Origin of the sequence: Flavobacterium rhamnosi, assembly GCF_048286515.1 — a bacterium.
GTDB lineage: Bacteria > Bacteroidota > Bacteroidia > Flavobacteriales > Flavobacteriaceae > Flavobacterium.
The window spans coordinates 25,803-47,533 of the sequence record NZ_JBLVPS010000018.1; the positions used below are offsets into that span (position 1 = coordinate 25,803).

At 36.1% G+C, this 21,731-nt stretch carries 20 protein-coding genes; 3 read left to right on the forward strand and 17 right to left on the reverse strand.

Going from position 1 to position 21,731, the window contains the following annotated elements; genetic code table 11:
* Positions 1-78: 78 nt before the first annotated feature.
* The 13 genes from ACNQGN_RS13895 to ACNQGN_RS13955 all read right to left on the reverse strand — a co-directional run bounded on the left by ACNQGN_RS13895 (position 79) and on the right by ACNQGN_RS13955 (position 9,958).
* Positions 79-1,164 carry an NAD(P)H-dependent flavin oxidoreductase gene (locus ACNQGN_RS13895; RefSeq protein ID WP_417988429.1) on the reverse strand — a complete coding sequence of 362 codons (1,086 nt, stop codon included), beginning with the start codon at positions 1,162-1,164 and terminating at the stop codon, positions 79-81.
* Between the two features lie 11 nt (positions 1,165-1,175).
* The gene (locus ACNQGN_RS13900) at positions 1,176-1,658 is read right to left on the reverse strand and encodes a nuclear transport factor 2 family protein (RefSeq protein WP_417988430.1); all 483 of its coding nucleotides are present in this window, start codon (positions 1,656-1,658) and stop codon (positions 1,176-1,178) included.
* Positions 1,659-1,762: 104 nt separating this feature from the next.
* Complete coding sequence (locus ACNQGN_RS13905; RefSeq protein ID WP_417988431.1) at positions 1,763-2,251, reverse strand: cupin domain-containing protein; 489 nt, start codon at positions 2,249-2,251, stop codon at positions 1,763-1,765.
* Between the two features lie 146 nt (positions 2,252-2,397).
* Positions 2,398-3,156, reverse strand: a complete 759-nt coding sequence (locus tag ACNQGN_RS13910; RefSeq protein WP_417988432.1) for a type 1 glutamine amidotransferase domain-containing protein — start codon at positions 3,154-3,156, stop codon at positions 2,398-2,400.
* Positions 3,157-3,225: 69 nt separating this feature from the next.
* Positions 3,226-3,960, reverse strand: a complete 735-nt coding sequence (locus ACNQGN_RS13915; protein WP_417988433.1) for an SDR family NAD(P)-dependent oxidoreductase — start codon at positions 3,958-3,960, stop codon at positions 3,226-3,228.
* 6 nt (positions 3,961-3,966) lie between these two features.
* The gene (locus ACNQGN_RS13920) at positions 3,967-4,185 is read right to left on the reverse strand and encodes a tautomerase family protein (protein WP_417988434.1); all 219 of its coding nucleotides are present in this window, start codon (positions 4,183-4,185) and stop codon (positions 3,967-3,969) included.
* A 4-nt stretch (positions 4,186-4,189) separates the two neighbouring features.
* Positions 4,190-4,744 carry a YceI family protein gene (locus ACNQGN_RS13925; RefSeq protein ID WP_417988435.1) on the reverse strand — a complete coding sequence of 185 codons (555 nt, stop codon included), beginning with the start codon at positions 4,742-4,744 and terminating at the stop codon, positions 4,190-4,192.
* An 85-nt stretch (positions 4,745-4,829) separates the two neighbouring features.
* Positions 4,830-5,312 carry a Crp/Fnr family transcriptional regulator gene (locus ACNQGN_RS13930; RefSeq protein ID WP_417988436.1) on the reverse strand — a complete coding sequence of 161 codons (483 nt, stop codon included), beginning with the start codon at positions 5,310-5,312 and terminating at the stop codon, positions 4,830-4,832.
* A gap of 415 nt (positions 5,313-5,727) precedes the next feature.
* Entirely contained in the window at positions 5,728-6,144 is a 417-nt protein-coding gene (locus ACNQGN_RS13935) for a cupin domain-containing protein (RefSeq protein ID WP_417988437.1), read from the reverse strand.
* Between the two features lie 32 nt (positions 6,145-6,176).
* Complete coding sequence (locus ACNQGN_RS13940; RefSeq protein ID WP_417988438.1) at positions 6,177-7,475, reverse strand: epoxide hydrolase family protein; 1,299 nt, start codon at positions 7,473-7,475, stop codon at positions 6,177-6,179.
* A gap of 44 nt (positions 7,476-7,519) precedes the next feature.
* Positions 7,520-8,524 carry a nitrilase-related carbon-nitrogen hydrolase gene (locus ACNQGN_RS13945; protein WP_417988439.1) on the reverse strand — a complete coding sequence of 335 codons (1,005 nt, stop codon included), beginning with the start codon at positions 8,522-8,524 and terminating at the stop codon, positions 7,520-7,522.
* A 351-nt stretch (positions 8,525-8,875) separates the two neighbouring features.
* Complete coding sequence (locus tag ACNQGN_RS13950) at positions 8,876-9,316, reverse strand: carboxymuconolactone decarboxylase family protein (protein ID WP_417988440.1); 441 nt, start codon at positions 9,314-9,316, stop codon at positions 8,876-8,878.
* Positions 9,317-9,382: 66 nt separating this feature from the next.
* Positions 9,383-9,958 (reverse strand): Crp/Fnr family transcriptional regulator, encoded by a 576-nt coding sequence (locus tag ACNQGN_RS13955; RefSeq protein WP_417988441.1) that lies wholly within the window; start codon positions 9,956-9,958, stop codon positions 9,383-9,385.
* 672 nt (positions 9,959-10,630) lie between these two features.
* Between ACNQGN_RS13955 and ACNQGN_RS13960 the strand changes: the two genes are divergently transcribed.
* Positions 10,631-13,660 (forward strand): PAS domain-containing hybrid sensor histidine kinase/response regulator, encoded by a 3,030-nt coding sequence (locus ACNQGN_RS13960; protein WP_417988442.1) that lies wholly within the window; start codon positions 10,631-10,633, stop codon positions 13,658-13,660.
* Positions 13,661-14,447: 787 nt separating this feature from the next.
* A complete protein-coding gene (locus ACNQGN_RS13965; RefSeq protein ID WP_417988443.1) occupies positions 14,448-15,950 on the forward strand; it encodes a family 43 glycosylhydrolase in 1,503 nt (500 codons plus the stop codon).
* A gap of 463 nt (positions 15,951-16,413) precedes the next feature.
* Here the strand turns inward: ACNQGN_RS13965 and ACNQGN_RS13970 are convergent, their stop codons facing one another.
* Positions 16,414-17,121, reverse strand: a complete 708-nt coding sequence (locus ACNQGN_RS13970; protein WP_417988444.1) for a LytR/AlgR family response regulator transcription factor — start codon at positions 17,119-17,121, stop codon at positions 16,414-16,416.
* The gene (locus tag ACNQGN_RS13975) at positions 17,118-18,179 is read right to left on the reverse strand and encodes a sensor histidine kinase (protein ID WP_417988445.1); all 1,062 of its coding nucleotides are present in this window, start codon (positions 18,177-18,179) and stop codon (positions 17,118-17,120) included. The genes ACNQGN_RS13970 and ACNQGN_RS13975 overlap by 4 nt, the downstream gene beginning before the upstream one ends.
* Before the next feature lie 212 nt (positions 18,180-18,391).
* Between ACNQGN_RS13975 and ACNQGN_RS13980 the strand changes: the two genes are divergently transcribed.
* Positions 18,392-19,819 carry a C1 family peptidase gene (locus tag ACNQGN_RS13980; protein WP_417988446.1) on the forward strand — a complete coding sequence of 476 codons (1,428 nt, stop codon included), beginning with the start codon at positions 18,392-18,394 and terminating at the stop codon, positions 19,817-19,819.
* A 187-nt stretch (positions 19,820-20,006) separates the two neighbouring features.
* Here the strand turns inward: ACNQGN_RS13980 and ACNQGN_RS13985 are convergent, their stop codons facing one another.
* A complete protein-coding gene (locus tag ACNQGN_RS13985) occupies positions 20,007-20,498 on the reverse strand; it encodes a cyclophilin-like fold protein (protein ID WP_417988447.1) in 492 nt (163 codons plus the stop codon).
* A 159-nt stretch (positions 20,499-20,657) separates the two neighbouring features.
* Positions 20,658-21,731, reverse strand: coding sequence for an alpha/beta hydrolase (locus tag ACNQGN_RS13990; RefSeq protein ID WP_417988448.1), 1,074 nt, complete (start codon positions 21,729-21,731; stop codon positions 20,658-20,660).

Below are 21,731 nucleotides of genomic sequence, written 5' to 3' on the forward strand. Positions count from 1 at the left end.
AAAAAGCGTAATCAATGAACTGCCCCCCAAAAGTTAGACCTATCTGGGGGCAGTTTTATTATTTTATTTCACAGTAACTTAGTCTTTCAAATTATCGAAATAGGTCGTCGTTTCGTCGATTAAAGATTTCATTAATTCGATTGCTTTGGTGTGTTTAAGAATTGGTGCAATTTGCCCACCCCAAAACAATATCATATCCCATTTTTCCTGTTCAAGCGCAGCTTTTCTTAGCGATGACATGAAGGTCGTTTGCAACGGGAAAGGCAAAATCTGATCTTCGCGTCCTACCATTTCCATGGCAATTTTGCTGTTAATGCCACGACCAAGCCTTCCTGTATAAGCGCGAGAAAGTGTTGTGTATTTTGCTATATCCGAAAATAACATTTGTTTGTGAATGGGTAAAGCATTCGATTCCTCTGTGGCTAAAAAAGCAGTTCCGACTTGTGCCGCACTTGCTCCCAAAGCCAAAGCGGCAGCTACTCCTTTGCCTGTAGCAATACCACCGGCCGCAATAACCGGCACTTTTACTTTTTCTCTTATTAGTTGTAACAACACAAAAGAACCTGTAATGGACGATTCTGCTTTTGCCAGGAATGAAGGCCGATGTCCACCGGCCTCAAAACCCGAGGCGATAATCATATCCACACCAGCAACTTCTAAAAAGAGGGCTTCATCTAATGTAGTGGCAGCCCCAATCGTAATAATACCGCGTTTGCGGCATTCTTCCAATATAGTTGCTGATGGAACCCCAAACATAAAGCTAAACACTTTGGGTTTGACATCCAGTACTACCTCTATCTGGTTTTCAAACCGCGACTGAAAAGGTTTTGGTTTCTCCGGAAATGGAATTCCTACTCTTTCAAAATAAGGCTGAAATGCAGTTTTGGCCTGTTCATACTGAGCATCCGTGATACCAACCTTTGGAGCATCAGTATCCGATACCCAAAGGTTGATATTATAGGGCTTATCAGTGGCGGCCTTGATTTGCTTGTCTACGGCAACGATTTCCTGAGGACTTAAGGTATAAGCACCATAACCGCCAAGACCCCCGGCATTGGATACTGTTGCTACCAATTCAACTGATGATAGGTTGCCGCCAAATGGTCCCTGCAATATTGGGTATTGTATTCCCAATAATTCTGTTGCTTTTGTATTATACCACATGATTTAATCATTTATTGGTTAGTATCAGTAAGCATTTTATTGACGATGAGCCATTGACTCTCTATTTTGTGGAATGATAAAATATCATGATAAATGAAATCATACATTCTCACCCTAGCTTCGAGTACTGCAATGGAGTTTACGATATGTAAAGATAAAATTTCTCCTTTAAATGGCTTCCCTGAATCCTTAGGACTTTTTCGATTTTTCACACCATCCAAATACTGTTCAAGTGTTTTGGCATATGGTACACCTTTGATATCACCAAAAAGTAAGGCTTCAGTATAAAAAGCACTGCCCAACAAATCGACATCACCTTCATAGATTCCCTTAAAATAATTATTTTCCAATACTTCGGTAATCGATTTTATATCTGAAACTTGACTTTTCATTGTGTTACTATTTTGTGCTTTCATACCCTGTAAATTATAGAACATGCAAGCGGTTAATAAGATTATTTTTGGTACAAACTGTTTTAAATTTCGTGGTTTCAATTTATTATGATTTATAATTACTATGCAAATTTCAAAAGAAACAGTGAGCCACATATGTGATTTACATCACATTTAAAATGGCGGAGGTAAATGAGGTATTCTATTTATTTATTTTTTAACCTAGGATCAAATTGCATATCAAGATAGTCTAACCCAAGAGGTCCAATAGCATATACCTGAGTAACATATTCGCCGGATTTAGCAAGATGAAAATGTGGAGTGTTACCCGGCAGTATTACGACAGCACCAGGAGGATAGGCCTGTAATTTAGCTTCATCAAATTTGTTCCCAATTCCTATATAGAATACACCTGAAATTACGGTATATATTCTATCTTCAGGATGTATATGAGGCATTATTTTTTCACCGTTAGGTATTTTTACCCGAACTATAAATGGTTCTCGCTTAGTTGGGTCACCAACTAAAATAGCCAGTTTTATTTTTTCATGAAAAGCTGGAAAAGAATTCCAGACTATATTTTCGGAATTAACAAAATTAAACTCTTTGGGAGTCATGCTTTGTGCTGAGCAGATTTCAGTAACAGTAACAATAAAAATGAACAATAGTGTTAAGAAGCTAATATTGGATTTCACAAGGAATGCGTTTAAATTATTAAAAAAAAAAAAAATGGTATAGCTGTATTTTCAAACTATACCAAATCACTAAATAGCAATACGATTCAATCGATTTATATCTCGGTACTAATTTTACATACCGGAGAAAATCCCTGTTGATTGCCTTACTTTATTTTAGACAATAGTTTTGAAGCTACTTCTTCTGAAGACTGAGGATTTTGACCCGTTAGCAATAACCCGTCTTCCACTACATAGGAACTCCAATCAGCACCTTTAGAATAGTTTGCTCCTTGCTCTTTTAATTTATCTTCTAATGAAAATGGTACAACTTTGGTTAATGCAACAGCTTCTTCTTCTGTGTTACAAAATGCTGTTAAATTTTTTCCGGCAATTAGATATTTTCGCTCTTTGTCTTTAACATTAATCAGAGCCGCCGGACCATGACATACAAAAGCAATCGGTTTGTTATTATAGTAAAAATCCTGAATGAGTTTTATGGAATTTTTATCCGTTGCAAGATCCCACATTGGGCCATGTCCTCCCGGATAGAATACGGCTTTGAAATCCTGTTGTTTAACACCCGTAAGCTTTACAGTGGTACTCAATGCTTTTTGAGCATTTTTATCTTCATAGAAGCGTTTAGTTGAAGCTGTTTGAAATGTTGGGTCTGTACTTTTTGGATCAATTGGTGCCTGTCCTCCTTTTGGGGTAGCAATTACTACTTCAATTCCTTTGTCTAAAAAGTAATAATAGGGTGTTGCAAATTCTTCAATCCATGAACCTGTTGGTTTCCCTGTGTCGCCTAATTTATCGTGGGAAGTCAAAACAAATAGCACTTTCGCTTTTTGCTCTTTTTGTGCATAAGTAACAAAACTTGCCATTGCAAAAACAGCAACAAATAATGATTTAATTATATTTTTCATATTGTTATATTTTATGCTTTTTATGCGCTGTGGCTACAGCGCATAAAAAGTGTTTAATGTTTTTTTATATTAACTTAGATTATGTCCCGATCCTTTACCGCCATCTACATTGATAATTGAACCGGTAATAAAATTACTTTTCGCAACAGTATAGACCATCTCTGCAACATCTTCGATTTCGCCTACTCTATTTAATAAGTGAAGACCTGCTGTCGCATCTGCCTTATCACCGTGCATTGGCGTACGGATAACACCCGGGGCAATCGTATTTACTCTAATGTTTTGTTTTCCAAATTCAGCAGCAAGCTGAATGGTTAGCGCATGTATCGCACCTTTGCTTGATATCGCAGCACTAGCTGGCCATCCGCCTAATCCGTGGTTTACCAAAGGCGTTCCAATGTTAATTACTACACCATCCTGCTGTTTCAGCATTTGGGGAATAACCGCTTGTGTAGTGAAATAAGTCCCTTTCAAGTTAGTGGTCAGAAATTTATCAAGATAGGCTTCATCTACTTCTAAAAATGGTTTACTATCAAAGATGCCTGCATTGTTAATAAGTACATCTACTGAACCGAATCTTTCGATGGCAGTCGCTACCAGCTGTTCCCCTATACGCTTATTACTTACGTCACCAGAAACCATTGCCAGATTATCACCTGCACCAAATTCATTAAACGTCTTCTCCAGGGATGTTGCAGTTAATGAGTTGATTACTACATTATCTCCTCTGTCCAAAAAATATTTGGCTATTCCTTTACCGATACCCGATGCTGCACCGGTAACGATTATCGTTTGTTTTTTCATAATTATTTATTTTTTATCGGCTGTAATGCCTTTTTCTCTTAATATTGATACTTGTTCTCCTGCGTAACCCCAATTATCTAATTCAATTTCATTAATCACCACATGGGTCAGGTGTGGGTCTTTGTTCAATACTTCTGTAATCAGATTGGTAATCCCAAAGATTAATTGCTGTTTTTGCTCGCGGGTAACACCTTCACGAGTCAAATCAATTTTTACAAATGGCATGGCTTTAGTTTTTAGAAACTTCTATTAATGCTACTTTTGCAGTTACATTCACATCAAGTTCAAAATCATTATAGATTAGCGTATCGCCTAAATCTTTAAAGAAATTACCCGAACGGAATTTAATGTCGTACTTAGTACGGTCAACAATTAGTTTACCTACTAAGTTAAAGGTGTCTTCACTGCTATTGACAATCGCGTCAAATCCTGCAGCGTGGGTAATCCCTTTGATGGTCAAGTTACCTTCAAAACGATATTGATTACCAGAGTGTGGTTGTACTGATACAATTTCAAAAATAGCCGTTGGGAATTTTTCAATTGAGAAAAAATCATCCGAGGTAAGGTGACCGGCAAATTGTGTATTGGTAGCCGAATCGGTTACGTCCAAAATTACAAGTGTAGCCATATCAATGATGATTTCCCCTCCGGTTACTTGCCTGTCAGTAAGCAGGAATGAACCTTCTTTTACTTCAATTGTACCGTTGTGTGCTCCGGTCACTTTTCTTCCAATCCAATCGATACGGCTTTGTGTGCTTGCGATTTCAAATTTTGTTGTTTTCATTTTTTTTGTTTTTAAATTATAGTGCAAAGTAAAAACAGAAACAGAAGTTGGTTACGTGATGTAGATCACATTCTAAAAAAGGTGATTAATGCGGAGTATAAAGTCTACTCAAAGTTTCTCTTGAAACGCCCAGATACGCTGCGATCAAGTGTTTGGGAACCAAATTATACAATTGCGGATATAACGTCAAAAGTTCCTCATAGCGCTTTTTCGTATCATTGTTCATAAAGGATAAAAGTCTTTTCTGCGAAGCAACATATCCCTTATTGGTGCGCCAGCGAAAAAAATGTTCCACCTGATGGAGTTCACTGCAAAGTTTCTCTCGATCATCATTCGAAAGACAAAGCACCTCAGCATCAGTGATACAGTCAATGTTAATGGTGGCTCTGGTTTGGCTGTATAGAGCATCATAGTCTGAAGTCCACCAAGTAGGCATAGCAAACTGAAGGATATACATCTTGATTTCGTCATTGATAAAAAAAGCTTTTAAACAACCCGAAAGTACAAAGTATTCACAATCCACTTTATCACCGGCACTTATAACAGTCTGTCCCTTTTTAAAAGACATACTTTTAAAATGGGAAAATAAATAATCGAACTGTTCATTAGTTAGTAATGCAGTCTTAGCAATGTGCTCCTGTAATAATTCTTTGCCATCCATTTGTAAAAAACATAAATACATCCAATTGCGGAGCTATTTCAACACTACTAAAATAATAATCATACTCTTTAAAACGGCTCCGTCCAGAAAAACAAAGTTACATATTTATCAATTATAGTTGAACCATTAACAAAGCAAAATTGAATTAAACGAAAGAGGCAGTGCACTTGCACTGCCCCCAAAAGGTATATTCTTTGGTGTATTTTAATTTTAAATTGTATAAGTATTCCTCCCCCTTTTTGTACATTGCTATTTTGTTCGAAGCGTTTTTTCAGCCTTTTCTACCAGTAATAGGTTCAATTTCTGGTTTCATTTTTTTCTCTTACTTTTTCATGACAAGGAGAGGTTTCCCCTTTTCGACAATATAGGTTGCCAGCTCAGCAGCTTTTATGTTGCCAGCGTTCCTGGCGGAATGGTTTTTTCCTGCCGGTATAAATAGTACGTCTCCTGCTTTGAGCGTTACCGGGCGTTCACCCTCAACCTCATACTCGAGTATCCCTTCCAGGACATAGATAACCTCTTCCCCGGGGTGTGAATGCATTCCGAAAGCCGTATCTGCCTCGAAGTCGATACGGACTTGAATAGCCTCGTGTCCGGAAGCACTAAGATCACGTCGCTGAAGATCAGTGCGCTTTATTCCCGACTGCTGCGCTATAGCTGAACTTGGAACAATAAATGCTGCAAAACTCATTATAGCAATGGCCATTAACAAAAATTTTCCTCTTTTAGTATTTTTCATTTTTTTATCACTTTAATTTTTATTTCTATAGATCAACGCAATGATCTGAATGCTGCACGCATTTCTTCAGTAAATAACTGTGGCTGTTCCCATGCCGCAAAATGCCCGCCTTTGTCAACCTCATTGAAATAGATTAGGTTTTTGTAAGCACGGCGTGCCCAGGTTTCCGGTGATGCATAAACATCCTGTGGAAATGTTGTAACAGCTACCGGAATAGTAATCTTATCAGATTTCATTGAACCTGAACTTATGATATTTATGTTGCGATTCTCCCAATAAATCCTTGAAGCAGAAGAAGCGGAGCCTGTAAGCCAGTAGAGTGAAATGTCATCAAGTACCTGATCTTTTGTTGGCAACTGTTTCGGATCGTTACCATAAGACCAATTTTCGAATCCCGGATGCAAGAAAAACCATGCTGCAAGTCCTGTTGGAGAATCTGTCAGACCATAACTCACTCCTTGTGGGCGTGTTTCCATTGTCGTTTTATAGATAAATCCACCACCTTTGATCGCTTTGTTCAGTTGTTCAAAAGCTGCACGTTCCTTTTCAGAAAAACCTGCCGGTACCGCATTACCTCCCAAAGCCATTCCTGCTTCTGCCGGTAATGTTGCTGGTAAATTACTATGAATACCCAGCAATCCTTGAGGTGCTTGCAGGGCCATTGCGTTAACGATTCCTGCACCCCAATCACCACCTTGCGCAACGTAACGTTTGTATTCGAGGCGGTCCATGAGTACAATCCATGCTTTTGCAATCCTGTCATTATTCCAACCTGCTTCGGTGGGCTTGCCTGAAAAGCCAAAACCCGGCAAAGAAGGTATGATGACATCAAAAGCATCTTCGGCCTTTCCGCCATAGGCGGTCGGATTGGTCAATGGTTCAATAATACCCATAAATTCGAATACTGATCCTGGCCATCCATGGCTTAAAATAAGAGGCATGGCATTTTTATGTTTTGAACGGACATGGATAAAGTGAATATCTACCCCATCAATCTTTGTCATAAACTGTGGGTAAGAATTTAGTTTGGCCTCAGCTTTTCTCCAATCATAATTCGTTCCCCAATATTTGATCAATTCCTTCATATTGGAAAGCTTCGCACCTTGCGATTGATCGGCTACTGTTTCCATACTAGGCCATTTTGTGGCCAATACACGTTCACGAAGATCTTTTAAATCTGCATTCGAAATAGCTACACGATAAGTACGGATAGCCTCATCATTTTTTACATCTGCTTTTTTTGATCCTCCCTGCGCTGCAGCAACTGTTAACTGTAAAGCTAACACTCCCGTCCACAATGCACGAGTTACAATGTTTCCTGAATTTTTCATTTTTTTTACTTTTTATTTTTTTTAAAATTTATATTTCCTACTCTTTATTCTATATTCTGATTAAACTCTTTCACTGCGGTTAGCTCTGAGTACACTCCCCGTTCATGTACGTTAGCAGTCGGTGTACGGTCTATAAGCAAACTCAACAATTCGGGACGACTGTAATGTCCACTGGCGTCCATCAATCGCTTGCGTGCATCTATCTGTGCAAAGTCAATGTCCGCAATCACTTCACCTTCGCCTGACTTTAGTGGCTCACCAATAAGTTGTCCGTCCGGACCAACTATGGCAGTAAAGCAGCCTCCTGAAATCGGTCCAATAGGAGCTCCTGTATCTTTCGCAATTTGAGCTTGTTGGTCGGCATCAAGCCAACCTGTAGCACAAACGACAAAACAGGCTGATTCTAAAGCGTGTTGGCGTACATTGATTTCTGTTTGCTCGCTGAACAATGGGCCAAAGATTGACCCTGGATACATTGCTGAATGAATCTGCTCTCCATCTGCTATCAGCGCGTAACGGAAAAGTGGGTTGTAATGTTCCCAACAGGCCAGCTGACCGATACGCCCTGCTGCACTGTCGACAGCACGTAGTCCTGAACCATCTCCTTGCCCCCAAACCATCTTCTCGTGATAGGTTGGTGTTAGCTTGCGACGTCGCTGAATCAAAGTTCCGTCTGCATCAAAAAGAAGTTGCGTATTGTAAATTGTACCTCTATCACGCTCATTGACACCAATCGACACTACCATGTTTGCCTCCTTTGCTGCCTCACCTATCGCGGCGGTTGCGGCTGACGGAACTGTCACTGCTTGTTCGAGTAAGCGCTGATGCTCCTTTCCCATCATAAATGGAGCCTGAATAAAAGAGAAATAAGGATAATAGGGTACAATTGTTTCTGGAAAAGTAGCGAATTGCACCCCTTGTTTGCCCAGCTCACGAATTTTGTTCACTACCTTTTCAACTGTACCCTCTCGGCTGTATAACACTGGGCTTATTTGTACAGCAGCAACTTTCACCACGCTATTAGTTTCTGAATTTTTAATATTTTTCATGGTTTTTTTTTTAATGATTAATCTAATTATATGTCAAAAGTACTCTGGTACTAAAATCCATGCTAGTACCAAATTGGGCAATGAGACAAAATGGTAGGTGAAGTAGACAATGTGGAATGCGAAAGATTTTCAATATGTTGTCCTCCTTTGTACATTAAAATCTGTAATGATTTAAAGTATCAAAGTTATACGATGAAAATCTGCCAAAAAAAAAGAGGGCATAAAACCCTCTTAAATACTAAAAATCTCTTTTTCGCTAACTTCATAATAGACGGACTTAATCGCTCCGTACAACCGGGAGTCCATCGTGGCTCTTTCAGACCCAATGAACCTTAGCTGGTAGTGGCAGTTTTAATTTCCTAGTTCTAAATGTGTACTAACTGCAATCCTGTTCCATGCGTTTATAATTGCTACTGCCATTATAATTTGAGCGATCCTGTTTTTGTCAAAAAATTGTTCCGCTTTTTTGTACGTTTCATTTGACAAACCTTTATCATGAATCAAGGTGACTTCTTCTGTAATTGATAAAATCAACTTTTCTTCTTCCGAAAATAAATCGGTTTCACGCCAGACATTTAGTAAAAAAATACGTTGATGGGTCTCTCCGTTTTTTAGCGCGTCTTTTGTGTGCATATCAATACAAAAAGCACATCCATTGATTTGAGAAGCGCGAATTTTGATTAATTCTTTGTGCGTTTTCGATAATTGAGTTGTTGCTAAATAACCTTCCAATGCATACATTGCTTTATATGCTTGAGGTTCTACTTCATTGATGTTTATTCTTTTTTCCATTTTTATGTTACTTAAAATTAACAGAGCAAAGTTCAGAAACAAAAAATGGAAAAAACTTAAACTGGTTTAAGAACGGTTTTTATTCCTAATTTCACTTAAATATTCTGGGGTAAAACCTAAAAAAGAAGCGATTAAATATTGTGGAATCCGTTGTACAAACTCAGGATGCATTTTGCACAGATGATCGTAGAATTCTTCCTTAGAAAAGTCATAAAGGTATTTTATCCTCATTTGCGAAGCCGCATATGCCCGTTGATAGATAAATCTAAAATAGCGTTCCATTTTCGGGAATTCAATTAATAATTTTTCTTGTGAATAACTGTCAATGGCTAAAATTTCTGAATCTTCTACAGCCTGGATATAAAATTCGGACGGTAGTCTCCGCTCATAAGCAAAGTTGTCAGTAATCCACCAGTTTTCTATCGCAAATTCAGTAGTTTGTTCTATTCCTTTATTATTTATAAAAAATTTCCTTAAACAACCATTAAGAACAAAATAATGCGATTTACAAATCTGTCCTTCAACAAGCAGATTTTCTTTCTTTCTGATATTTACAATCTGGAAAAATGCTAAAATATCAGAAAGTTCTCCTTCGTTTATTTCAATAAATTTTTCTAAATGATTTTTAAATATTTCAGACATAATTTTCTTCAGGATTTAAAAATTACTACTAGCGCGTCCCCCCGGATTTAAGATGGTGGAATTTTTTATTGCTTTAGTTTACTTTAGCCAAATATACAAAAAGAAGTTTCAGTTTAGCCTTAAAAACCGCACTGGCTCAAAACCTGAATTGCACTTTATCTTTGGTAATACTTACCGAAAAAGGTACTCTTTGCTACAAATAATAAAAACGGAAGTATGACTGAAAAAAAAATACCGATGCTGTAAGAGAAAATAAGATGCCTCGGTTGCAACAGGTATCTATTGATCATACATAGGAAACGTACCCATAACGTTCACTTCTTTTAATGTAATTTTACCCCAACAAAAATCTTTTTCGGCTATTAAATATACTTCTTTTATCGCCAATAAGTTCTGTTGCTTCTGTTATAGTATCGAATCGAATGTTTTTAAGAGCCTTAAAGATACATTTATTTTCAGATGTGACAGAACCATCGTTTCTTGTTCGTTAGCAAAGCATTAAAGAAATGCAAGTACTATTTTGTTAATAATTATATTTAGATTTTAGTAGGCAAAATCACTATGTTTGTAGGTACGCTAAAAATTTATTAGCACAAATTGTAATCCTTTTAACTCTTACCGGGCCTATCATCACAGTACCGTGTAATTAAATAAAGATAAACTTAGGTGTTTATGAAAAAAATTAAACTAAAAAAAGCACCCTTACAAAAAACAGTGTTATTCCTAATTGTAATTTTAGGTGTATTCTATCTTCATTACACCTGGAAACAATTTAAAAATGACCAGGCTGAAGAAGTATTGCAAATTGCAAGATCCATTGAAACGACTTTACCAAAAGAGAATTTAAAAACACTTGAAGCGAAACCAAGTGATATTGATAAGCCGTATTATAAGCTTCTAAAAAACACCCTGACAGCGATAATTCAGGCCAATCCCAAAGCCCGATTTGCTTATATATATACCAAACAAAACGGAAAAATATACTTTATTGCAGATTCTGAACCTACTCAATCGAAAGATTATTCACCTCCTGGACAGGAATATTCGGAAGCGGACTTGGCTTATAGCCTGCCTTTTGAAAATGGAAAAGAATTTGTTACAGGTTCCCTTACCGATAGATGGGGAACATGGATAAGTGTACTTATACCTATAAAAGATGAAGTTACAGGAAAGACAACGGCGGTATTCGCAATGGATTTTAACGCAAAGGCATGGGACGCTGTCTTAATTTTCAAAATAATTAAATCAGGTGCGTTAATTGTTTTATTGCTATTGGCATCCTTTTTTCTATTTATAATAAACGCTAAGAATGAAATATTTAAGTATGAGAATGCAAAACACAAGCTCACTGCAAATGAGTTAAGAGAAAGTGAAAAAAAGTACCGCAATATTTTCGAAAACATACAAGACGTATTTTATCAAACTGATCTTAAAGGGATTGTTCTCGAAATAAGTCCATCAATCCAATATTTCTCCGAATTCGTCAGAGATGAAATTATAGGCTTCCCTGTGCACAATCTCTATTATAACCCCGATGACAGGAATATCCTGCTTGAAGCAATTATGAAAAATGGAGAACTCCTTGATTACGAATTAAAACTAAAGACAAAAACCGGCACCATAAAGTATGTTTCAATTAACGCCCGTTTAATAGTAGATGAGAACGGCAATCCAAGCCATATTGATGGAGCACTTCGGGATATCACCGAGCGTAAACTATCTAAAACTAAACTCATCGAAAGCGAATACCACCTGCGAACCATCATCGAAGCTGAGCCAGAATGCATCAAGATAGTGGATGCAGAGGGTCGATTGTTACTGATGAACCCAGCTGGTTTGGCTATAATCGAGGCTGATTCAATGGAACAGGTAGCCGGGCAAGAGATCGTTGGTCTTGTCGCTACGCAATACCAAAGTGCTTTTATAAAAATGCATCAAAGGGTAATCGCGGGAGAATCAGCACAAATGGAATTCGAAATTGTGGGGCTTAAGGGCAGCCATCACTGGCTGGAGACCAATGCTGTTCCTTTGCAATACAAAGGTAAGACAGCATGCCTCGCCCATACCCGCAATATCACCGAACGCAAACGAGCTGAAGAGATGTTAAAGAATAGTGAAATGTTTTTAAAAGAAACACAAACAATTGCTCGTTTAGGAACTTATATCTTAAATATTGAAAATGACTCCTGGACAAGTTCTGATATATTAGATGTTATTTTGGGAATTAATTCTACTTATAATAAATCTTTACAGGATTGGCATTCGATTGTTCATCCAGAATGGCTTCAAATCATACTAGATTATTTTACAAATGAAGTAATTGAGCAGCAATGCAAATTTGATAAAGAATATAAAATTATCCGAAAAAACGATAACGAAGAACGTTGGGTCCACGCATTGGGTGAAGTATTATATAATGAAGAAAATCAGCCAATAAAAATGATTGGTACCATCCAAGATATTACCGATCGCAAACAGATTGAAGAGGAACTTACAATTGCCAAAGAAAAAGCTGAAGAAAGCGACCGTTTAAAATCGGCTTTCCTTTCCAATATGAGCCATGAAATCCGCACTCCCATGAACGGCATTCTGGGTTTTGCCGAATTACTTAAAGAACCTGGCTTAACCGGTGAAGAGCAGCAAGAATATATTGGCATTATAGAACGAAGTGGTACTCGTATGCTCAATATCATCAACGATATTATTGATATTTCTAAGATAGAATCAGGATCGATGAAAATGTTAATTTCAGAAACAAATATCAACCAACAGATCGAATACATCCATACTTTTTTTAAGCCGGAGATTGATGCAAAAAACATAAAGCTTTCCTTTAAAAACACATTACCCTTAGAAGCGGCCCTGATTAAAACAGACCGAGAGAAAATCTACGCTATTCTTACCAATCTGGTTAAAAATGCTATAAAATTTACACATAACGGCTCTATTGATTTTGGCTATGTCTTAAAACCCGTCATACCAAGGGCAGAGTATATTTCTGTCTATCCTTTTGAACCTTTCGAACTGGAATTTTTTGTAAAAGATACAGGGACCGGTATTCGCGAAGAACAATTGGAAATCGTCTTTGAAAGATTCAGGCAAGGCAGTGAGTCGCTGACCCGAAATTATGAAGGAGCGGGATTGGGATTATCCATCTCGAAAGCATTTGTGGAAATGTTAGGCGGAAAAATTTGGGTAGAAAGCGAAATTGGAAAAGGTTCCGTCTTTTATTTCACTATTCCTTATAATTTCGAACAGGAAGCAAAAGAGGTTGCAAAAAGTACTGATTTGGCATATGACGATGAAAAGCAAATTGAAAGCCTGAAAATATTAATTGCTGAAGACGACGAAATATCTGGAAAATTACTTACAAGAACAATTAAGAAATTCAGTAAAGAAATTTTAAGGGCAAAAACTGGAATTGGGGCGATTGAAATCTGTCATAATAACCCTGATATCGATTTGGTATTGATGGATATTCAAATGCCTGTAATGGATGGTTATGAAGCCACCCAAAAAATACGGGAATTTAATAAAGATGTTATTATTATCGCACAAACAGCTTATGCATTAACCGGTGATAAAGAAAAAGCAATAGCGGCGGGATGTAACGGTTATATTTCAAAACCCGTAAAAAAAGAGGAATTAATGGCGATGATGTATCAATACTTCAAAAAAAAGGAAGCGAATAACTATAAATAAACGACCGAAAAAAGTGCGAATTAAGAGACCATAAAAAGACTCTATTTAATTTAAATAAATTACTTTTAGGACAGCCACTTTAGAGTTTTCAGATCCATATCGAACTACAATGGAGTCAAAATCTATTATTTTATTTAGGTTCTGTCGCTTCTGTCGAGCATAAATCTACTTATTAGTGCTAGCGCCTATGTTTGATCCAATTTTGTTACTATTTATTTTTCCTGGTTTACAATAATTGCCAATTGCTTTAATAAAAAAGATTGGGCACTTTCCTTTGCCTTCTCTTGGTTAATAGGAAATTAACCGTATTACTTGATCTATTAACTGCTCTGTACAAATACACCATTTACTCTTAACTTTTATATAGGTTTCATCCATTCCCCAATTTCCCCAACCCTTAGTTTTCGTTTTTACATTCTCGCCTTGCTAAAAGGACTAAAATACATCGTTGAGCTCTGACATGGCAGCCTGAATTCCCCTCATTTTAATTATTTCTTAAGCATCCCGACAGCTTACCGTAAATATACGTCTGGAATATAAAGCTGGAAGAATAATAGATTTTGGATGGTAGTGCCCTTTGATATTCATGGGTCGAATGCTTTTAAAAGTCCTAAAAATAAAAAGTTGTCTTTAGACATATCGAAACCTTTCTATCTGTAATTTAATCATTTAAGAAAAAATAAATCCTAATTCCCCAGCAATTTCATTTCTTTAAATAACTTTTAGTACATTTGACCATAAGTACAATTAAAACCTATATTAAATTAAAAATATCCTTGCTTAAACTATGAAAAAAATTCTCTTCTTATCCTTACTTTATCTGTCACTGGGAATAAGTGCACAACAACAGGCTACTCCAAACAGTAACACCAATTACCAAAATCCGATATTTTCAGGAGATTATCCCGATCCATCGATAATTAGAGACGGTGAAGATTTTTACATTGTGCACTCCTCATTCAACTATTACCCAGGGCTGTTGATCTGGACCTCCAAAGATTTAATCAACTGGATTCCCGTAACACACGCTCTTAAAAAAAATGTGGGATCAGTATGGGCTCCTGACTTAGTGAAGCATAATAACCGATTTTATATCTATTTCCCTGCAAACGAAACTAATTATGTAGTGTGGGCCGATTCGATAAATGGTCCTTGGAATGATCCAATAGATCTAAAAATTGGCAATATAGATCCAGGCCACATCGCAGATAAGGATGGAAACCGTTTCCTTTATTTTAGCAACGGAAGTTATGTACCATTATCCGAAGATGGTCTTTCGGTTATCGGAGATGCAAAACATGTTTATGCCGGATGGCCGATACCCTCCCTCTGGTCAATAGAGTGTTTTTGCATGGAAGGCCCAAAAATTGTAAAACATGGGGAGTACTATTATCTTACGGTTGCTGAAGGAGGCACTGCAGGGCCCGCAACAAGTCACATGGTAGTATCAGCAAGATCCAAATCGCCTCTAGGACCATGGGAAAATTCTCCTTACAACCCGATTCTTAAAACAAATGACAGTTCAGAAAAATGGTGGTCTAAAGGTCATGCAAGTCTAATTGATGATGCTAGTGGAAAATGGTGGATGGTTTTTCATGGATATGAAAACGGTTATTATAATATGGGACGCCAGACATTGCTGCAACCAGTAGAATGGACTGAGGATGATTGGTATAAAACTCCTGACGGTGTAAAAACACAAGAACCTATTAAAAAGCCATCAGGGAAGCTCACAACAAGCAACTTCATCCTGTCAGATGCCTTTTCCGGTGCAGTACTCAGTCCACAATGGCAGTTCTTTAACGATTATGACCCCCAGCGGTTCAAATTAACTAAAGATGGAATTCAAATCAAGGCCAAAGGGAAAAGCATTGGGGAAAGTGCACCACTTCTATGTACACCCGCTGATCATTCTTATACAGCTGAAGTTGAAGTTGAAATTCAAGGCAACGCTACAGCAGGACTAATACTTTTCTATGACAACAAACTCTATACTGGTATAGCTGCAGATAAAGAAAACGTACTGGCAATACTTAGGTCATGGCAGTTCCCGACCAAGAAAGGCATCAACAAGAGTCATATATTTCTTCGTCTGGAAAAAAAAGAACAGCTGGTCGATATGTTTTACAGCACCAATGCAAAAGAATGGCATAAAATTGAAAATTCAGCAGAAGTATCCTCCTTTAATCATAATGTATTAAGCGGCTTTATGAGTCTTCGTTTGGGGCTTTCTGCAGTTGGAGAAGGACAGGTAACCTTTAAAAATTTTATTTACAGTCCAAAAAAATAAGCCCCTGCTAAATGTAAGAAAACAGATTCCCGCGCTTCTAAAAAAGCAGGGAATCTTCCTTTAAAGACAGCCTTAAAACGCATTTACGCACTTAGTTGTTTTTTCGATAAAGTTTGCCCAAACTTTGACTCTCTGTAGTTAACAAGAGCTGTGTTTTTAGCCACTTCCGATTTTATTTTAGAAATGTTTTTATCTTGGACAGCTTCTGCTAAAGTCCAAGCTTTAGTACTTTGAAATAATCTGTAATAATTTATCTTTGTCCACTAACTTTTCTTGATTATAACAATTTCAATAAAAAGATAAAATAAATATTTTCTTCATAAACTAGTTTTTAATATTTGATAAATTCATTAAAAAAAGGTTAACGGCTTCTGTCGTGGGACAAATGATTTAAAAGCATAAAAGATAAAATGTTGTTTTCAGATGTTCTATAGCCCTTCACTGTACTCATGAAAATTATTACTTAAGCACTTTTAATAATACTCGCAAAATGTTCCCGATAAGTAATCCCAATTGGGATGCGTGTCTTATTTATAACCACTACAGATTTTTCAATAATCTCTATTTGTTTCAATGAAACAATATAGGATTTATGAATCCTCACAAACATATTGGAAGGTAACATTTTTAATATTTCATTCATTGGCAGCAGTGTCATAATTTTACCCTTTTGGGTATAAAAAAGCATATAATTTCCAGCAGCTTCAATATAAAAAATGTCGTCAGTTGCTATTTTAAATGTTTTGGAACCACTTTTAATAAGTACGGACTGGCTATGTGGTTCTTTTATAAAAGGAATTTCAAGCTCTTCTTTTTTTACAGAAAAAAGATCAACTGCTTTGTTGACCCCCTTAAGAAACCGATCATATTTTACAGGTTTTAAAAGATAATCAACCGCATTAAATTCATAACTTTCTGCTCCGTACTCTGAATAGGCCGTAGTAAATATTATATTTGGAAGTACAGGCAATGCTTTCAATAATTCGATGCCGGATAATTCAGGCATATTAATATCAATAAACACTAAGTCAATGGGGTTTTTCAATAGAAAATTCATTGCATTAAACGGATTGGTAAACCCTGCAACAAATTCCAAAAATGGTGTTTTTTGAATATATCCCGAAATCAATTCAAGAGCTAATGGTTCGTCATCAATAGCAATACATTTCATAGTTGGACTGGTTTAAGTTGTATTTCTAATCTTACCTTAAAAAAATGTTTCTCGTTACTAATCGCTAATTGATGTTGGTTAGGATACAGCAGCTGCAGTCGTTCTTTTACATTTTTCATTCCAATTCCCGAATGTTCCCTACTGGCTGTATTGACATTGGTATTCTTTGAATTTTTTGTTTCAAGTATCAAGGTATCAGAATTTAAAAAAATTGATATTACTATTTCTGCTTTTTTACTTAGCATTATCCCATGTTTAAATACATTTTCAATAAATGGAATTAGAATCATTGGCGCTATTTTAAAATTTTGATAATTTCCTTTTACTTCATATTGTACCTGACTGGCAATTTCTGGAGATAGTCGTTGCAATTGAAGTTTAATATAATTGTCGATATAATTAATCTCCTTTTCAAGTATCACTTTATCTTCATTACTTTCGTATAAAACATAACGCATAAGTCCTGATAATTTTTCTATGATATCGGCAGTCCCCTCATCATTATTTTTAATGGCACTGGCAAAAGCCATATTTAATGTATTGAAAAGAAAATGGGGATTGATCTGGGCTTTAAGATATTTTAACTGCGCACTCAATTTATCACTGGCTAACTGTTGCTGTAATTTGGTAGTGATTATCCAGTTTTTGGTGAGGCCATAAGCTACCGACAAAGATAAAATAAACGTTTTAGTCTGAAAGTTAAGAATAATTTCCGAAAAAAAAGGCTCTTTTTCACTCGAAAAAAGGGATATTGAATAAAAATGATCAAAAACACTATTGATCAAAACAATACCTATATATAAGACAATCAACAGTAGAATATACAACCGGTATTGCTGTTTTGCAAAAAAACGTGGAATGAGATATAACGCATTAAAATAAAACAACGCAATACTTAAAATGGTGCTCCAAACCATAGGAGGGTAAATACTGTCGTCTTGTTTTCGAAAAGATCCAAGAGTTCTAACTTCAAACCATACAAACAGGAAGAAAGAGCCCCAAATAAGAAAATGTATTACCGGCTCAATCGCATCTTTTAACCTGATTTTTTTTAGCATTAGTAATCATTTTAGTTGTAAATATACTTAGTAAAAATTTAAAAAACGGGGCAGCAAACCCATAATTATTTATATTGTACTTATGCCTATTTGTATTGCATTCATCCATTAAATAGTGGCAGTCCTATTGTTTTTTTGCGCATACATATAATTGTTTTTTTTCTGCAAAATTTAATGAGTTAGTTTGTCAAATAATTGTAAACTAATTTATTATGAAAACAAAAACTTATGTATCGGTTATCCTACTATTCATTGGGTTTCTGAGTAATGCGCAAAATATAAAATCAAATCGTTTAGAAGGTTCTTGGATGGGAAAAACCAATACCAAAGACGTATCAATGTCAGAATTAGTTCTATTTAGAATTGAATTGAAAAAAAACTCATTAAAAGGATATATGGATTTTCCTGATAAAAGGTTAAAAGACATATCATTAGATAAAATATGGAGAGTTAAGGACAGTGTATTTGCAGATGCAAGAAATTCATTGGGATGGCCTGCGACAGCTCCATTAATTTTTAAAGGAGTAATAATGCCTGGAGATTCTATTATTGATGGAATGTGGGGTGGCAATACGCCTCTAAAATTGAGCCGGACTAATTATGTATTTAAACTTAAAACAAATACAAACCCGCAGGTGGCAGGTTATAAAATAATCAAATTAATTGATAGCACCCCTTTTAAAGACCAGCAAGCCACTGGTGATTGCTGGAGTTTTGCCACTACTTCCTTTATTGAAACAGAAGCAATACGACTGGGAAAAAGACCTGTAGTACTTAATCCAATGTTTTTTGTTAAACCCACTTACATCAATAAAGGAGAGAATTATATAAGAAGGAATGGTAGCAGTTTTTTTGGAGAAGGAGATTTAACTTTCAGCGTAATGAAAGCATACAAGGAATTCGGAGCCATTCCTGAAAGTGTTTATTCGGGAAAATTGGATTCTGATGCTAAACACGATCATGCCGACATGAATAATGCACTATTGGAGAAGGTTAAATTCTATAAAAACTCGCATGGAGATCTGACACCCGAGCTGTACAGAAGAGCTATGGATGAAATCCTGACACAAACTTTAGGAAAAGCTCCTGATACTTTTGTTTACGATGGAAAGCAATTTACCACTAAATCCTTTGCAAAAGAAATGATTGGAATAAATCCCGATGATTATGTGGAAATTACCTCGTTCAACCACCATCCTTTCTATTCGAAGTTTAATTTAGAGATTGAAGCTAACTGGAATAATAATCAATATTTAAATCTTCCATTAGAAGATTTCAGCACCGTTATTGATCATGCCCTGCTACATAATTATTCCGTTTGCTGGGATGGAGACATTTATGAAGGCTTTAACGATGGTTTCGCAGTTTTGGGTGATACTAAAATTATTACACAACAGATTAGACAGGCAGCATTTGATAATCGTACAACTGAAGATATACATAATATGCATATTATTGGTATTGCAGAAAACGAAAAAGGCAACAAATTTTATATTATTAAAAATTCAGGGGATGCCAAGGATTGCGGAGGATATCTGTATATGTCCAAGGAATATTTACTTTTAAAAACGATTTCGGTGATGGTCAACAAAAACTCCATTCCAAAGGCAATCGTGAAGAAAGCAGGGAAAAATATTTAAATTTTATAAATTATCAATTGATAAAACAACACCTTTAAAAAATGTTCTAATTTGAAAAAGCAATAAAAAATAGTGTCTCATTAACTGTATAAGTTAAAAAAATGAAAGGTTTAAAATTCCATCATTTTTTAAAATTTTTAATTTTACAACGTTTTATGAAAAAGAAGATCTATTATTGGATGAATTCTTAAAGCAATTCAAAAGTAATACTAACATTTCCATCGCCAACTGTACTAGAAAGTCCTGTCGTATTGTCAATATGGCCGAGACTTGTGTAGTTGTAAGACGTTGAAAATGATTTATAAAAAAGTACCAATGTGTTAGCTCCATACATCATCAAATCTCCTGTTTGGATCGCAGAAGGATTGGATGTATTAGTAGGCAGATTTGCTGATAGATTGAAATACTTTTCGTTCCCATTGAGTTCAACCATATTTATTGTCATTGGCAACAGTGCTTTGAATGCAGTTGCTGTATCATTGTTTAAAAGAGTGGCGCTAAAAGTACTTGAACCAATTTTAATTCTAATTTTACTATTCATACTATCGTTATTGTTATGAGTATTACTATTGTTTTGAGTATTACTGTTATTTGCCGTAACGTTGTTCTTATCACAAGATGGAAAACCCGTAATAAAAGAAAATAACAAAAAAAGGATTAGAATTGTCCGCTTCATCATTGATTTAGTTAGTTAGAATATTATTGAACTGCCGTTGCGGTTTGTTGAATGAATTTTCTTCTTGAACATTGTTCCTTGTTATTTTTCATTTAAATTTTATTTTAAATTTAGTTCTTTGGACGATTCAAATACATTTGTAAACTTTCCCGATGTAGTGAACTACTTTAAATACTTTTTAAAGAATGCTTCCAACGTATCAAAAGGAATTAATTCTAATCTATCGTAAAGGTCTACGTGACCGGCATTCGCAACATAATACAATTCTTTCGGTTCTCTTGCACGTTTGTACGCGTCCTCACTAAACTCCTTTGAATGAGCGGTATCGCCCGTAATGAAAAGCATAGGACGAGGTGAAATTGTTTCTATGTCATTAAACGGATAGAAGTTCATAAATTTAACATTACTGCTCAACGTTGGATGGGTTGTAGTTTCCTGAGATCCTCCTTTAGGAGTATATTCACCACGTGGAGTACGATAGAAATCATAAAATTCACGCTGAACAGGATGCGTGTTTTCATCCATCTTGTGTACGGTTCCACTTGTATATTTGGTTTCACCTCCCGTAAACTCTATGTAACGCTGCTCAGCAGCGTCTGTTATAATTTTTTTTCTCTGTTCATGGGTCTGCGAATGATTCAGTGCATTACGGTTGGCTGATCCCATATCATACATACTTACTGTTGCGATAGCTGTCAATCTCGGATCAATTTTGGCAGCACTGATAACAAAACTTCCACTTCCACAAACTCCAATTACACCAATATTGTTTCTATCAACAAATGGACGTGTGCCCAAAAAGTCAACTGCCGCACTAAAATCCTCAGCATACATATCAGGCAAAACAGCGTTGCGCGGCTCACCGTCGCTCTCTCCCCAAAAAGACAAATCAAGAGATAAAGTCACGAATCCTCGTTCAGCCATATTTGAAGCATATACATTAGCGCTTTGCTCTTTTACAGCCCCCATAGGATGCCCAACAATAATAGCAGGATTTTTAACATTTTGGTCTAAGTTCTTAGGAATAAAAAGATGTCCTGCAACATTCATTCTATATTGGTTTTTAAAAGTAACTTTATACATTGTAATATTATCGCTTACTTTAAAGGTCATATATTCCGCTAATATCTGTTCCATTTCTTCTGTTTTTTCCATTTGGTCTTTTTGGTCCTTTTGTGTGTAAGCTTGCCCAAATGACATAAGCGATACAATTGCTAAAATTCCTATTCTTCTCAT

Coding starts and splice junctions, on each gene's coding strand:
- ACNQGN_RS13925 (WP_417988435.1), bottom strand. CDS start 4,744: ATGAAAACAACAAAATTTGAAATCGCAAGCACACAAAGCCGTATCGAT.
- ACNQGN_RS13915 (WP_417988433.1), bottom strand. CDS start 3,960: ATGAAAAAACAAACGATAATCGTTACCGGTGCAGCATCGGGTATCGGT.
- ACNQGN_RS13985 (WP_417988447.1), bottom strand. CDS start 20,498: ATGATGAAGCGGACAATTCTAATCCTTTTTTTGTTATTTTCTTTTATT.
- ACNQGN_RS13960 (WP_417988442.1), top strand. CDS start 10,631: ATGAAAAAAATTAAACTAAAAAAAGCACCCTTACAAAAAACAGTGTTA.
- ACNQGN_RS13975 (WP_417988445.1), bottom strand. CDS start 18,179: ATGCTAAAAAAAATCAGGTTAAAAGATGCGATTGAGCCGGTAATACAT.
- ACNQGN_RS13920 (WP_417988434.1), bottom strand. CDS start 4,185: ATGCCATTTGTAAAAATTGATTTGACTCGTGAAGGTGTTACCCGCGAG.
- ACNQGN_RS13965 (WP_417988443.1), top strand. CDS start 14,448: ATGAAAAAAATTCTCTTCTTATCCTTACTTTATCTGTCACTGGGAATA.
- ACNQGN_RS13945 (WP_417988439.1), bottom strand. CDS start 8,524: ATGAAAAATATTAAAAATTCAGAAACTAATAGCGTGGTGAAAGTTGCT.
- ACNQGN_RS13935 (WP_417988437.1), bottom strand. CDS start 6,144: ATGAAAAATACTAAAAGAGGAAAATTTTTGTTAATGGCCATTGCTATA.
- ACNQGN_RS13955 (WP_417988441.1), bottom strand. CDS start 9,958: ATGTCTGAAATATTTAAAAATCATTTAGAAAAATTTATTGAAATAAAC.
- ACNQGN_RS13930 (WP_417988436.1), bottom strand. CDS start 5,312: ATGTCTTTTAAAAAGGGACAGACTGTTATAAGTGCCGGTGATAAAGTG.
- ACNQGN_RS13950 (WP_417988440.1), bottom strand. CDS start 9,316: ATGGAAAAAAGAATAAACATCAATGAAGTAGAACCTCAAGCATATAAA.
- ACNQGN_RS13990 (WP_417988448.1), bottom strand. CDS start 21,731: ATGAGAAGAATAGGAATTTTAGCAATTGTATCGCTTATGTCATTTGGG.
- ACNQGN_RS13895 (WP_417988429.1), bottom strand. CDS start 1,164: ATGTGGTATAATACAAAAGCAACAGAATTATTGGGAATACAATACCCA.
- ACNQGN_RS13910 (WP_417988432.1), bottom strand. CDS start 3,156: ATGAAAAATATAATTAAATCATTATTTGTTGCTGTTTTTGCAATGGCA.
- ACNQGN_RS13940 (WP_417988438.1), bottom strand. CDS start 7,475: ATGAAAAATTCAGGAAACATTGTAACTCGTGCATTGTGGACGGGAGTG.
- ACNQGN_RS13980 (WP_417988446.1), top strand. CDS start 18,392: ATGAAAACAAAAACTTATGTATCGGTTATCCTACTATTCATTGGGTTT.
- ACNQGN_RS13970 (WP_417988444.1), bottom strand. CDS start 17,121: ATGAAATGTATTGCTATTGATGACGAACCATTAGCTCTTGAATTGATT.